Origin of the sequence: Metaplanococcus flavidus (genome assembly GCF_042675885.1) — a bacterium.
Taxonomy (GTDB): domain Bacteria; phylum Bacillota; class Bacilli; order Bacillales_A; family Planococcaceae; genus Planococcus; species Planococcus flavidus.
In genome coordinates, this window is the sequence record NZ_JBHTKI010000022.1 from 133,697 (window position 1) to 147,187 (window position 13,491).

Sequence of the window (13,491 nt, forward strand, 5' to 3'; positions counted from 1 at the left end):
CTCAGCGCAAGCCCCCAGGCAAGCGAAGCTGTTTTGCGGAATATCGGTTTATATAGAATACATATTTAAGCTATTGAGTATAATTTATTATAGCAATTCCAAACAAATATTAAAGCGTTTATTGATTATCTGAAAATAGCAATTGTCAGATAGATTTCATTTCTATTACTGTAGTCTCATATACTTTAATTAAAAATTAATTATGCTATGATAAGAAACTGATATTGAAATAATTATATGTTTTTATCTGCAGCGGTTTTTGGCTACTAAACAATAATGGAGATGCAATTCCAGTAATGAGACAATTCGCTACTAATAACTTCCACTATGGCTGGGTCATCGTCGCTATCGCGGCTTTGTCACAGTTCTTCTCAGGCCCCGGACAAACTTTTTCAAATGCGATTTTCATCGATTATTATATACAGGATTTTGGCTGGAGCCGCTCGACGGTGTCCGGTATCTATTCTGGCGCCACTTTGGCAGCGGGTTTTTTGCTGTTTTTTGTAGGGCGTTTGATTGACCGCAACGGTTCACGGAAAATGGCGGTGATCGTCTCAGTGCTGCTGGCGGTGGCTTGCCTGTTCAATAGTTTTGTGACAAGTTTGCTCATGCTGTTCATCGGCTTCTTTCTTATTCGTTTATTGGGACAAGGTTCGATGGCGCTGATTTCGAATTCACTGATTCCGCAATGGTTCGTGAAAAAGAGAGGGCGAGCGCTAAGCATTGCCGCAATTGGCGGATTGGTCAGTTCCGCGGCGTTTCCGCTATTGAATGTCTGGCTGATTGACGCTTTCGGCTGGCGCATGTCGTGGATGGTGCTCGGGGCTATCATCATCGTTCTTTTTACTCCCCTTGCCCTCTTTCTTATCCGAAATTCACCGGAAGATGTCGGCTTGCTGCCGGATAACGGTTCAGCTGAAAAAACAGACAAAACAAAAAAGCTGCCCGAAGAAGCCAGTTGGTCTGTCAGCGAAGCTTCTAAAACCCGCGCTTTCTGGTTATTGCTCGTTTGCGCCGCGATTCCCGGCATCGTCAATACGGGACTGACATTTCATCTTGTGTCCATTTTTCATGAAAATTCCTTATCGCTTGAACTGGCTGCAGGAATTTTAAGTTTAACTGCGCTGATCGGGCTCCCTGTAACATTCGTGACAGGTATGCTGCTCGATAAAGTGAAAGTGCAGTATATGCTTGTGCTGGTTTTTGCAGGTGAGCTTGTTTCGTTGTTCCTTTTACAAAATGCGAATTTCCTGGGGGCTGCCGTTGTGTTTGGGTTGGTCTGGGGAGTCAGCATGGGGATGGAACGTATTGTTATGGCGGTAGTCTGGCCAAATTATTTCGGGCGCAAGCATATCGGCAGTATCAGCGGCATTGCGATGGCGATGATCGTGACCGGATCGGCGCTCGGTCCATTGCCGCTCGGCATGGCGTTCGATATTTTCGGCGGCTATCAGCAGATCCTTTGGGCCATGATGCTGTTTCCGGCAATAGGCATGGCCGCAGCTTTAATGGCGAACCCGCCAGTCAAAGAAACTAAGAAAAAAGAAGTTCTTGCTTTGCCTGCCCCGCGCCCCACCGAAAAAACACCGCTGTTCAGCGAATAGATCGTCACGGCAAAGCCACATTATGCAGTAAGATTCTTTTAACAGAATCTTACTTTTTTATTCCAATTTTTTGGCACACTAAGTAAGTAGGATCACCAAAAATAGAGGTGGAATACTCAGGCTGTCGAGAAACTGTTCACTTCCCAAATCATTTCGCTCTAGGCGGACGCTTTCCTCGGGGAGCGGCCTGAGCCTTCTCAGTCGCATTGCTCCCTCCGGGGTCTCAGGACTCGCTCTGGTTCCCGATGGAGTCGCCGCCTGCCGCTTCATTCTGTTCTGTGTTGATAATGGAAGTGTCCATTTGCCCACTTGCAATACGCTTGAACATCTATTCCTTTGTAGAGGACGAGCTGAGATATGGAGCAAAACAGCGAAGACGCCCAGGGGAGCAACGCTCTTTCATGTCTCGAAGCTAGCGAAGCGATGCAGAGACAGAAACGGCGTTGGCTTTCCAACGTCGTTTCGACGAAGTGCGAGTCCCTTTAGGTGCTCCTGCATCGCTTCGCTGCTTCGTCGCAAAGACTTAGCCTTGCACGCTTCGGCTAATGTCTTCGAAGCTGTTTTGCGCAATATCGGTTTTCGTTTTTACTTTCTCAACAAGCTGAATACTATGACCTGGTTTTTTGTCATGGTTTTTGGCATGATCGGATTTACGGGCTTTATTGATTGGAGAAGAAAAAAGAATATTAATACTATGAACCGCGCAATAAATTCAAACGCAAAACCGGGAGAAAGCAGCAACTACAATGGGGGTGGCGGAAACACAAACCATTATGGAGGCGGACAGTAGCCGCCCCGTTGATGATTCCTGCCGTCAATGCCTTCTGACTGTGTGCTTATCCGTTTCATCTGTCGCATAATCGATTTCTTTCAATTTTCGTCTGCAACCATGAACAAGGTTTTTCGCGGATTCACGCAATGAAAAATAATGCTGGCGGATATGCACTTCGTTTTCCATATCGATTGGGATTTTGATAATTTTTGCAAACTCCTCCGTCCAGCGGCTGAAATAGCGGAGCATTTCCTTGGAACGGTATTTCTCGCTTTTCAGGGATTCGTTAAGCTCTTTTTTGTCATGGAGCAGCACCTCTTTTTCCCGGCGCAATAATTGGACTTCCCGTTTCAGTACCTGAATTTCCCATAAGGCATTTTTGGCTATTTCCTGCTCCCGCCCTTCCAAACCTTCCGCGAGATTTGTAAAGGCGCGTTCCCGGTAGAAATGATTTGTTGAAGCTTCTGTATTTTTCATGAGGTCTCCTTCCTTTTCTGTTCTGCCATAAATAGTGCAGGCAAAGTATACTTAATCGTGCAGCAGCGTTTCCATCGGAACATCGAAAAATTGTGCCAACCGTTCAGCATGCTGCTCTGACATTTTCTTCGCACCGCTTTCAAAACCCCAGATTGCACTGGTCGCTACTCCCACTTGCCGGGCGAGTTCTTTTGATGACAATCCCTTGTCTTCTCTCAATCCCTGCAGGCCACTGATTGAATTCACCATCATCACACACCTCTTTTTCGCAACTTGTTACCCCTTTGGGTTCACCGGTCCTGATGGAGACCAATAATGCCATTTCGGCGATAAATGAATTGCTCATCTTCCAATGTTTTCAGAACTTTTGTCAAGGATGCATGAGACATATTCAAATCCGTAGTGATTTCTTTAATTGTCTTGAATAAAACCCCTTCAGAAGAACAATTGGCAAGAAAATAAACCATGAAAAATTCCCCGTTCTTCCTGTTCTTCTCATCCTGGTCGTTAAAGCAACGGCGTGACTTCTTCAATAAGTCACTTTCTCCTGATCTTAAATTTTCATAAACTGCATATTTACCAACCACAATACGCACCTCCTATATAATAACAATTAATTTTTATCTTCTTACATAATTTACCCTTAGTAACACGAACTAATCATCATTATATCAGATTAATCTGAAAATAATATTTGTAATATAATTAATTTCGATGTTTTTTTATCTATTTATTCCCCCGGACCATCTCCTTGACTGGATTCTCCAGAAAAAAAGCCCCGAAAAATTACTTCGGGACGGATTCAAAAAATTTTTTTAATTTTACATAATAATGTCTTCCTGAAGCTTCATTTATCAAAAGTTCATGTTCAGCATTATACCCAAGTATCCACATACCACAAATCCGGCACCAAAAACGGATGAAAGCCAGAATGGTACAGCCCTAAAAAAGCTCATAATCATGAGACTGATGAAAAATGCGCCGACCACCAGCAACAGAATGCCGTCAATCGACAAAACGAATTGCGGATCAACCGGCAGAAATTGCTTCCCGATCAGCGTTTCGATAAACGGCGCCGCTCCTTCAGTTATGAATGTGTTGTTGACTGCATGCGGCGGTGCGAGCTTGCTCATAACAGCAGTGAAAAGAAAGACCAGCCCAAGCATAATAGTCTCCAGCTTCAATCCTCTGCGTGAGAACTCATTTTCCCCATTGCCAAAGCCGTTAAGGAAGGCTGCCGCCAATAGAGGAAGTATGCTCAAATGTTTAAGCAACAGCATCTGTCCGTAAGGCAGCAACCAGGAAGCTGTGTAATCGGCGGGTTTTGAAAACAGCAGCCACACTGTAAAACCGCTCAGCAGGATCATTGCCATCATGCCGAAAGCAAAAGGAGTGAACCATTTCAGAAAACTGCTCCAGTTGGTGGGAGCCGCAGAAAACCAGGTAACGACGATCAACACCCCGGCCCATAACGCCAGTGACAGAAAATGCAGGGTGTGGCTGAGCAAGCCCGTAAGCAAGTCGAGCGAAGCCGCGTGGCTGCCGAAGCCCATATTGATGATGACCAGCAGCAGCCAGAACGCCTGAATGTATTTCGAACTATTGACCGCTGCCGCACCGAACCAGAAAAATGCGAGGAACAGACTGAATGCAAAACTCTGGCCAATCTGGAATTCGCTGATGGCTGTCCATATTGCGGTGCCTGCCCCTGCGTTATTGACCAACAGACCGGTCAATTGAATAGCTGGTGCTGCCGACAACACTGGGATGAAAGCAATCGCCAACAGTACTGTCGGTTTTTTAACGGTGATTGACGGTTTCCTGTGTTCCGGAACAAATTGCAGGACGATAATGCCTGCAAGGAATGAAACGATCACATAAAGCAGAAAATCCGAAATGATGGTGAACAGAATCATTTTCTTCTGGCCAATACGAAGAACGTGACTGCTGCAATTATCAATAGCGCAACGATGAGGATGGTGACCCATGGAGTGTCTGCTTTTGCAGGCTCCACATCCGGTGCAGAGGCTGCTTCTGCTTCCTCACTGGTTGCTTCTTCCGTTGTTGCTTCTTCTTCCGTTGCTTCTTCGGCAACCTCTTCTTCGACAGGTTCCTCTGCGATGGATTCCGCTGCAACGCTGAACGTCAGTGTGCCCGTTACTTCATGGCTGTCCTGGCTGATCACACTCCAGGAGACTGTATAGGCGCCATTTGGCAAACCTTCGCTCAGTTCACCCCGCAATTCCGTATCAGAAACGCTGACGCCGGTAAATTCAAAGGCGTTTCCGGATGCTTCAGTAATGTTCATCTCCCCCTGCTGGATGGGCGTGTCGAATTGAAACAGAATTTCAGCAGGTGCCTGATCAAGCGATTCACCTTCAGCGGGTGTTGAAGAGGATAAGCCCGAGTGGGCATGAGCTGTAGATGGTAGAAACATTAACAGTAATGCAATTATCATTAGTTTTTTCATTAGATGTGCCAACTTTCTGTTTGATTTTGTAAGATTATTTAAGGTAAAAATAATATCCGTTAACTTTCTTATATTATTTGATGTGCCAGCAATGTACAAACAATAGCTGAATTTTTTTGTTCTATAGTTATAACGAAAAGTATAGATATTTTGATACGTTTCATTTTCAAGCTACCTGATCCGTGAACTTGTTAGGGGTAGCGAAGTTCGCTTAAAAACTTGCCACACTTGAAATGTTGAAACTTCAGGGGGGAAGAAGTTCATTCTAAAACGTGCCATACTTAAAGCAGCTTTAAAGGACTGCACTATGATTGCACTTTTGAAGGGGAAGATTCTGTTTAAATTAAATGTATATGAATTTTATTTAAATTTTTTATGGAAATTAGGAGTGAACTTTGAACTTTTTTGTTTATTTAAGAGATGGGTTTTTCAGCTAAAACTCCGCACTCGCAGATTGGCCCGCAATAGTACTATACAAAGAATCTTTCAGCTTACATTCCGCACTCACCGTTCGGCACGCGATATAAGTATACAAAGATTTTTCAACTAAAACTCCGCACTTAAGGTTCGGCCGGGTAGATAGTTGTGCAAGGAATTTTGTAGCGTGAACCGCATATCATAATACAAAGATTCCACTCAAACTGATTCTAGAGTCTGATTTCACGGGTTCCGGTGTTTACAGGTTGTAAGGCATACCCAAGATGCATAGAAGAAAGAGGTAGGCATAAAATTCAAAGGAGATGGTTCAATGGACATTCAATCAATCGTAGTAACTGTTGTACTAAGTTTAATCGGGGGATTCATACTGCTGCTGATTCACCCCGAGATATCAAAACTGGTTCAAGTAATCAGAAAAAATCCATACAATACCTTCATATTCATAGGTATGTGTATCGTCATAGCCGGAGTGGTTAAGGTGGCTTTTCTCCAGGGGTGAATCTTCCCCCTGTTTTTTTATAGACTTTTTTTCAGGTGCAGGGGGCTTTTAAGGCACTTTCTTTATAGGATCATCATTATTACCGTTTTAGATCCGACTTTTTTATTTCCGAAAAATTTCTGTTGAACTGCATCGCCCTGCCATGGTTAATATTACGGACATTGAGACTCTCCGCGGCACCAGTATTTTGCTGCTTTTTCTCCGGTTCAGATTTCTTTGGCATAAATCAACCAGTATTTTGGAACTTTTTTGAAAATAATTACTTATGACCTATACTAGCTTTGGAATTTACGGATTATAATTTTCTGGATATCACAATCTTGTTAGATGGGGGAAAGAAATGAAAAAATTATTGGCTTTATTGATGGCAGTATTATTGGTGGTTTCTGCTGTGCCTGTTTCAACGTTTGCAATCGATCAAAGTGATCCGGAGTTTGACGCATTTCTGAAAGAAATCAACTGGTCCAAAAAAGATTACATAAATTATTTGAAGAGCAAAGATTGGTCCCTGGAAGAGTTCGGGGAGATAGAAGAATTGGGTATGCCTTTGTCTGAAGAGGGCGTACAGGCCATTATGGCCAAATATGAATTGACTCGCTCAGAGTTGAACGCGCTGCATTTTGATTTTGGCGAAATTGAAGAAGGCGAAGATGTATTGGACTCCATTTATATCATCTTCAACGAAGATCTTGACTACTACACAGAATTCTATTTGAGTGCAGGAATTGATGAAAATGACACGGAATTTTCGAGTTTCCTTGAGGACATCAACTGGTCGAAAGAAGATTACCTGGCATTTCTCGACAGCAAAGGCTGGTCTTTGGCGGATTTTTGGGAAATCGGAGAACTTGGAACGCCATTGACTGAAGAAGATGTTCAGACAGTGATGGCTGATTTTGAATTGACACGCGAAGAATTGAACGCATTGCTTGTCGACAATTATGATCTTGCAGAAGACGAAGATGTAATGGAAGGAACTTCCCTCATTTTTAACGAAGATCTTTATTCCTACGTAGAGTATTATCTGGATGAAGAGAATCTTGCAGACATCGACTTTGGCATTGAAGGTCTTTTCACGGAAATCGGTTTGACGGATGAAGAATTGGATCGACTGTTTGAGCATTTCCTCGGATTGGATCTGGAAGATGAAACTTTCCTTGCTCAATTGGAAGTTCTGGCAGAGCGCATGGAAACGATTGAGGAATTCGAAAGTGCAGATGAACTGGATGCTGCTCAAATCGCTGAGATTCTGGATATTTTAACGGATACCATGAACCTGTTCCAAATTGATGCGAAGTATTACCTCACTGATGGAAAAGAAAAGCAGCCCCTTACTTTAGCTGCCTTGATGACATTGGAATCAACGGACGGCTATGATTTATTGATTGAAATTTACAATAAGCAAGGCACTTTCCTTGCCGACCTCATTCTCACAGCTGAAATGTTCGGTTCTGAAATCATTACAGAAACAGCGAAAGACCTTGAAGTGGTGAAAGAAGTTGTCGCTGCTCCTAAAAAAGAAACCGTGAAAAAAGATGTAAAAGCTGTTAAGACAGTAAAAGGCGCGAAGCTTCCGAAAACGGCTTCCAATTACCTCAGCAATGCATTGATCGGCCTGGCATTCGTATTGATCGGGTTGCTGTTATTCCGCCGTATGAAAACTGCGGGCAATTAATCGATGAGAAAAGAAAGAAAGAGAGGCGCAGGCCGCAACAAATTCATTTTGTCGGTCCTCGCTTTATCGATGATAGCTTTCGGCCTTTGGTTCAGCGGTACAAACGCGGCTTCTTTCATGAAAGGTTATATGCTTTTCAAGACCGACCAGGCAGCCCAAGCCGAAGTCGGCGAGAAAACGCCTCCTTCCACTGAGACTGTCAGCTTAACGAAAGAAACTGCAGACACTGAAGGAGATGCAGTGCTCTATCCGGTGCGCCCGGAAAAAGGCGAGAATATCGGATCGCTTGTGATTCCGAAAATCGACGCCACCTTGCCGATTTATCATGGGACGGATGAAGATGAGCTTGTAAAAGGCGTCGGCCATTTTGCCGACAGCGTCCTGCCGGGCGAAAACGACAACTCGGTTCTTTCCGGCCACCGCGATACGGTGTTCCGTGAATTAGGCGAAGTCGGAAAAGGTGACTTGCTGATTGTCGAGACGTCTGCTGGAACATTTACGTATAAGGTGAGAAAGACCCGGATTGTGGATGCGGATGACCGGACGGTGATTGTGCCGAAACCGAAAGCTGTGCTGACGGTCTCGACCTGTTATCCTTTCGACTTTATCGGCTATGCACCGGAACGCTTTATCCTGATTGCGGATCTTGTGTCGAAGGAATAAAAGAAGCGTCCAGCTGTGATTGATGCAGCTGGGCGCTTTTTGCGTATACACTATTTTTATAGTAAGAACTCTACCGCAATTCACTTTCTCACTTTTAAAATGCTCAGGTATTGCTGCCACGGGCCTACGTCCTGCCGATACCTTTCCGCCATCACACGAGTGATTTGGGAGATGTGCGTCAGGTCATGGACCACCCATGTGGAGAGCAATTCGCGTAATGTGACCGAGCCGAATTCAGGGTGGGTGCCTCGCAAATCAAGATCTTTGTCGTTATTGACCAGGTCTTTCAATTTTTCCAGATTGGATCTTCGGATTTCCTTGAAAGCCGCCAACTTTTGCTCAAGTGTTGTGTCAGCGCTGGTGTCGAGATGGGCAAAGCGGTCGAATGGCGGAAACGGCCTGCTTTCGCCTTCCCGGAGGAGCGTCTCAATCCGTGGAATCCAATTGCTGATCTCCGCTTCAATCAGGTGGGCGATCACTTCTTCCGCATTCCAGGTCCCTTCGCCTTCGTTGCAATGGATCCATCCTTCAGGCAATCCGGACAGGAACATTTCCAGACTGGCTGGTGTACGCGCGAGCAGTTGAATGGCTTCTTCAAATCGAAAATTCATACAGGCACCCCTTTTCGTTTTCAGCAGTCCTTAAGAAAAGTTTGTTTACACCCTGTGTATATTCGCGTTATCCCCTGAATTTCCTGCTGGATTTCACTTGGCAGGATGCATCCGATATCCGATTTGATTTATTGAAGAATTTTCTCCATCTCTTCAATATTTTTTTGCATCAATGAAAAATAAGTTTCGCCTGCATCGATTTCTTCCTGGGTTAATACGCTCAGGTTATGCAATTGCACAGCTTCCGCTCCTATTTCTTTTTGGATGATCTCCGTCAGCCGCGAGGAAACATTTTGCTCGAAGGCGATATATTCGATATTCAGTTCTTCCGCCTGTTCCACAATTTCTACAAGTTCCTGCTGGGACGGCTCATCCTGGCTGTTCAATCCTGCTACCGCAACCTGGTTTAAATCATAAGCATCTGCCCAGTAGCCGAATGCCGAATGCGAAACGAAAAAGGATTTCTGTTCCGCGGCAGCTGCCATGTCCTCGAACGACGTATCCAGTTCTTCAAGTTCCTCAATCAATTGTTCGTAATTCGCTATGTACTCCTCAGCGTTTTCGCTGTCACGCTCCACCAGATCATTTTTGACGGCTTCAGCAAGCTGCTTGCTCAACACCGGTGAAATCCAGACATGCGGATCCACTTCATAGCTGTGATCGTGGTTTTCTTCCGTTTCTTCTGCGTGGTCGTGATCATGGTCTTCCGTTCCTTCTTCGTAATCACGCTCCTCTTCTTTTATTCCCTCTTCATGCGAAGGTTCTTCGCCAAGCTCTACTTCAGGAATCGATTCAGCAGTGGCTATGAATTCAACATTTTCATTGCTTAAAGTCTGTTTAGCACTCTCAATAAAACTTTCCAGCCCAAATCCGATATAGAATAAAGCATCAGCTTCAGCCATTGCAATCATGTCCTGCTGAGTTGGTTCGAATGTATGCTCGTTCGAACCAGGCGGATAGATGGACTGGACGTTCACATGCTCCCCGCCAATCCGTTCCGTGAAATATGTAAGCGGATATACGGTTGTATAAATCTCGATCTTTTCTTCTGTTGCTGCACTTTCGGTGTCTGTACTTGTCACAGCTTCATCCGTATTGCCGCAGCCGCTCGCTATTAACAGCAGCAGGGCCGGCAGTAATAATTTTTTCAAATGAAATCCCTCAATTCACTAATTTATGTTCTTCACATGCTTTGCTCATTTATTTGTCTTCAGACATTATCGTAACGATTACGATTTGTAAAACCGTAAATTTTTTTATTTTGTTTCCCTATGCAAAGTTACTTTCCGCAGACGCGGGCTGTATTTCTTCATTTCAAGCCGCTCAGGATTATTGCGTTTGTTTTTTACCGTCGAGTAATTGCGGTCTCCGGTTTCAGTACAAGCCAATGTGATGTTCACTCTCATATCTTTTCCTCCTTAATAGAAATCATCTTTATAAATAGTAATAATTACGTTTTATATCATATGATTAAAATGCTGAATCTGCAAGGACTTTCTTGATCAACTTAAACTTTTCTTATAATCAGCCGCCCCGGCAAAACATGGACACAAGAAAAAAGCCGTTTTCCAGCGGCTTTTCCCATCGTCTTCTCCATTCATTTTTCGCTTGTATTTTTTTATTTTGATCCGTTTTGCTTTTTCATTTTAATGGCGTGAAATAATAGTCACAGCCTTCCCATTTCAATTCGGACCTTAAGACTTCAAAGGTCGTACGGAAAAATCCCTGAACTTTTCCACTTGAAAGTTCCTCTCCGGCAACAGCACTCAAAGGCAGAAAATATTCGCTTTTCGCTCCATCGTAATAGGCTTCTGGAGGCTGCACTGGATCATTTAAATCTTTGTAAAGAAACGGTTAGGGCAGCACAAAAAAGGTGGGAATATCCGTTTGCTCATCGCCGAGCCAAAAACCATATTCGACCATGTGCTCATCAAAAGCCGCCTTTTCGATGACCCTGTCTTCGGGATACGGCTCCATTATGCCGGGCAGGATGATCATCGACACGTCGAAAGTGCCCCAAAATAATGCCGGTTTCATTTTTCGACAGCGCAACGGCGCGACAAACTTTGATTGCTCCAGTAGCGCAAACTGGAAAAGTTTCAATCCCCGCAAAGCGCTGTGCTGATCGAATTCCCTCGATGTATCGTCTTCGTTCAAAGGCACACGATAGGCCATTTCCTGCGGTTTTGGATTGATTTTCAACTTGATGCCCCGGGCATGGAGCGCTGAAAATATTTCCTCAAAATACGTTTTGATCGATTTGGACGTCTTCAGCTCAATAAACTCAGTATCGCCATCAACGTTGACAATGATGCGGCTGTGCCGAATATCCATATCCACTTGAAATACCTGGCTCGTTGTAAACAAAATCCCCCTACTGAAGCCGTCCGGTGTAATGGTCAATGCGACATGTGCCCATTACGGTTCCTGCTGTGCTGTCTCCAATTTTATCTTCCCGAGAATCTGTGAAAGCAAATGCAAGGTGAATTTGGTTTCCGCCCATTCAGAATGCCTGATCACATCGATTACCAATACATCCTCCTCCTGTCGGTAGACGATAAAAGACCGGTTCCTGTGGATAAGAACCGGTCTTCTGTCATTTTTTACTTATCCACAGTTAAATATTCGACAAGCAGAGGGATATTCCTTTATCCACAGAAAAGAAGTTGTGGATTACTTCTCTTCACTCTGTTCTTCATTTCTTTCTTCATTGGACTCTTCATTCGGTTCATTTTCTATCGTTTCTTCTTCCGGCTGAGGCTGCTTGGAAGGCTGAACGATTTCGCCTTGTGCTCTGCCGACATAGGATTTCAATAAGTCTCCGATATCAATACCGGTCATTTCCCGCAGCGGTTCCTGCATATCAACCATTGTCTTTGTGACACTGCGGCCGAAGGAAGGCACTCCCTGGCCATTGCCGGAATCGATGATTTTCACGGATTCGATATTGTTGAGTGGCTGCGCTACTTTTTCAGCAAATACCGGCAGCATATCAATCAGTTTCTCTGCAATGATAACATCGCCGTGTTCCTCCATCGCTTCAGCAAGCAGTTTGCGCGATTCGGCTTCTGCTTTCCCTCGTTCGCGGATAACTTCCGCTTCCGCGGCACCTTCGTCGCGACGGATTTTCGCTTTCGCTTCCCCGCTGATAATCGACTTGCGGGCTTCCGCTTCTGCGGAACGTGTGGTTTCGTAATAAGTGGCATCCACTTTCGTTTTGCGGACTTTGCTTTCCTCTTCTTCCAATGTAACGGCGCGTTCCCGCTCCATGAATTTCAGGTTCAATTCTTCGTCCTGGATTTCTTTTGCAAGCTTCACTTTTTCAAGTTCATAAGACTGCTCGGATTTCGCCCGCGCCCGTTCTGTTTCTTCTTTGAACGCGGCATCTTTGATGTCTTTTTCTTTCCGCGATTCAGCAATCGAAATTTGGCGCTTGTATTCTTCCTCTTTCGCTTCCTGATCGGTGCGCGCCCGTTGAATCCGGGTTTCGCGGTCTGTTTCCGCTTCTGCGATTTCAGCCCGCTTGCGGACTTCAGCGATCCGCGGCCGGCCAAGGTTTTCCAGGTAGCCGTTCGTTTCATCCGCATCACGCAGATCCGTCAGCCCAAGAGATGTGATTTTAAAGCCCATCAAATCCAATTGCTTTTGGGCCACTTCCTGGACGTCCAGATTGAATTTCTCACGGTCTCCGTTAATGTCTTCGACCGTCATCTTGGACAGAATCGCCCGCAGATTACTGCCGAGCACCTCGATGATTTCCGTTTCGATTTCGTTCTGCTCTTTGCCGAGGAATTGCTCGGCGTAATTCGCGATGCCGTTCAACGTATCAGCCACTTTCACCATGGCCACGGCATCCGCCACAATCGGCACGCCGGCAATCGTATACACACGCGGTGTTGAAAGCTTTAATTGGAATGAAGTCAAATTGACCGGTGTGGAAGTCTGGAAACGGCGCAAGCGGTAGCCGCCGCCCCGTATGATTTTCATCGACCTTCCTTCTTCATCGTTAAAAATATTCGTATCTTTCTCGGGATCCCCAAGTTTCGGTCCCGTAATAATCAATGCCTCGTTTGATTTGGCCGTCCGGTAACGGAATCTTACCCAGAAAAAGTACCCGATACCAGCCAGTACTGCGACGATCAACACCGCAATTCCCAGTGTGGCGTATCCGATTGATTCCAACATTCGTACATCTCCCCTTTGAGTTGTATTCTTATTTGAAATTCAAATAAGTAAGTGCAGCCATGTTCCTGAATTTTTACTGCATAATAATTATACGACG

The 13,491-nt window shown here is 44.8% G+C and carries 12 protein-coding genes and 1 pseudogene; 3 read left to right on the top strand and 10 right to left on the bottom strand.

Annotation, left to right across the window (positions count from 1 at the left end):
• Nucleotides 1–296 precede the first annotated feature (296 nt).
• Nucleotides 297–1,604: an MFS transporter gene (locus ACFQ1X_RS14120; protein WP_144838429.1), complete on the top strand. Its 1,308-nt coding sequence runs from the start codon at nt 297–299 to the stop codon at nt 1,602–1,604.
• An 814-nt stretch (nt 1,605–2,418) separates the two neighbouring features.
• On the opposite strand, the gene ACFQ1X_RS14125 is transcribed toward ACFQ1X_RS14120, so the two are convergent.
• The 5 genes from ACFQ1X_RS14125 to ACFQ1X_RS14145 form a co-directional block, all read right to left on the bottom strand.
• Nucleotides 2,419–2,853, bottom strand: a complete 435-nt coding sequence (locus ACFQ1X_RS14125) for a hypothetical protein (protein ID WP_144838433.1) — start codon at nt 2,851–2,853, stop codon at nt 2,419–2,421.
• Between the two features lie 51 nt (nt 2,854–2,904).
• Nucleotides 2,905–3,105, bottom strand: a complete 201-nt coding sequence (locus tag ACFQ1X_RS14130; protein ID WP_144838435.1) for a helix-turn-helix domain-containing protein — start codon at nt 3,103–3,105, stop codon at nt 2,905–2,907.
• Nucleotides 3,106–3,143: 38 nt separating this feature from the next.
• Complete coding sequence (locus ACFQ1X_RS14135; RefSeq protein WP_379083071.1) at nt 3,144–3,440, bottom strand: MarR family transcriptional regulator; 297 nt, start codon at nt 3,438–3,440, stop codon at nt 3,144–3,146.
• A gap of 267 nt (nt 3,441–3,707) precedes the next feature.
• Nucleotides 3,708–4,769 carry a copper resistance D family protein gene (locus ACFQ1X_RS14140; protein ID WP_144838436.1) on the bottom strand — a complete coding sequence of 354 codons (1,062 nt, stop codon included), beginning with the start codon at nt 4,767–4,769 and terminating at the stop codon, nt 3,708–3,710.
• Nucleotides 4,766–5,323 carry a copper resistance CopC family protein gene (locus ACFQ1X_RS14145; protein ID WP_144838438.1) on the bottom strand — a complete coding sequence of 186 codons (558 nt, stop codon included), beginning with the start codon at nt 5,321–5,323 and terminating at the stop codon, nt 4,766–4,768. Before ACFQ1X_RS14145 ends, ACFQ1X_RS14140 begins: the two co-directional genes overlap by 4 nt.
• Before the next feature lie 1,277 nt (nt 5,324–6,600).
• Between ACFQ1X_RS14145 and ACFQ1X_RS14150 the strand changes: the two genes are divergently transcribed.
• Together ACFQ1X_RS14150 and ACFQ1X_RS14155 are read left to right on the top strand one after the other, a co-directional pair.
• Nucleotides 6,601–7,935, top strand: a complete 1,335-nt coding sequence (locus ACFQ1X_RS14150; RefSeq protein WP_144838442.1) for a processed acidic surface protein — start codon at nt 6,601–6,603, stop codon at nt 7,933–7,935.
• Between the two features lie 3 nt (nt 7,936–7,938).
• Nucleotides 7,939–8,598 (top strand): class D sortase, encoded by a 660-nt coding sequence (locus tag ACFQ1X_RS14155; RefSeq protein WP_379083076.1) that lies wholly within the window; start codon nt 7,939–7,941, stop codon nt 8,596–8,598.
• An 80-nt stretch (nt 8,599–8,678) separates the two neighbouring features.
• Here ACFQ1X_RS14155 and ACFQ1X_RS14160 read toward each other — a convergent pair whose 3' ends face one another.
• From ACFQ1X_RS14160 to ACFQ1X_RS14180, 5 genes and pseudogenes are all read right to left on the bottom strand, one after another.
• Nucleotides 8,679–9,209, bottom strand: coding sequence for a DinB family protein (locus ACFQ1X_RS14160; protein ID WP_144838444.1), 531 nt, complete (start codon nt 9,207–9,209; stop codon nt 8,679–8,681).
• Between the two features lie 128 nt (nt 9,210–9,337).
• On the bottom strand, nt 9,338–10,360 hold the full coding sequence (locus tag ACFQ1X_RS14165) for a metal ABC transporter solute-binding protein, Zn/Mn family (protein WP_144838446.1): 1,023 nt from the start codon (nt 10,358–10,360) through the stop codon (nt 9,338–9,340).
• A gap of 105 nt (nt 10,361–10,465) precedes the next feature.
• On the bottom strand, nt 10,466–10,615 hold the full coding sequence (rpmG, locus tag ACFQ1X_RS14170) for a 50S ribosomal protein L33 (protein ID WP_144838448.1): 150 nt from the start codon (nt 10,613–10,615) through the stop codon (nt 10,466–10,468).
• Between the two features lie 448 nt (nt 10,616–11,063).
• Nucleotides 11,064–11,615: pseudogene (locus tag ACFQ1X_RS14175) on the bottom strand (DUF5996 family protein); the annotation flags it as partial.
• A gap of 267 nt (nt 11,616–11,882) precedes the next feature.
• A complete protein-coding gene (locus tag ACFQ1X_RS14180; protein WP_379083081.1) occupies nt 11,883–13,394 on the bottom strand; it encodes a flotillin family protein in 1,512 nt (503 codons plus the stop codon).
• Nucleotides 13,395–13,491: the final 97 nt, after the last annotated feature.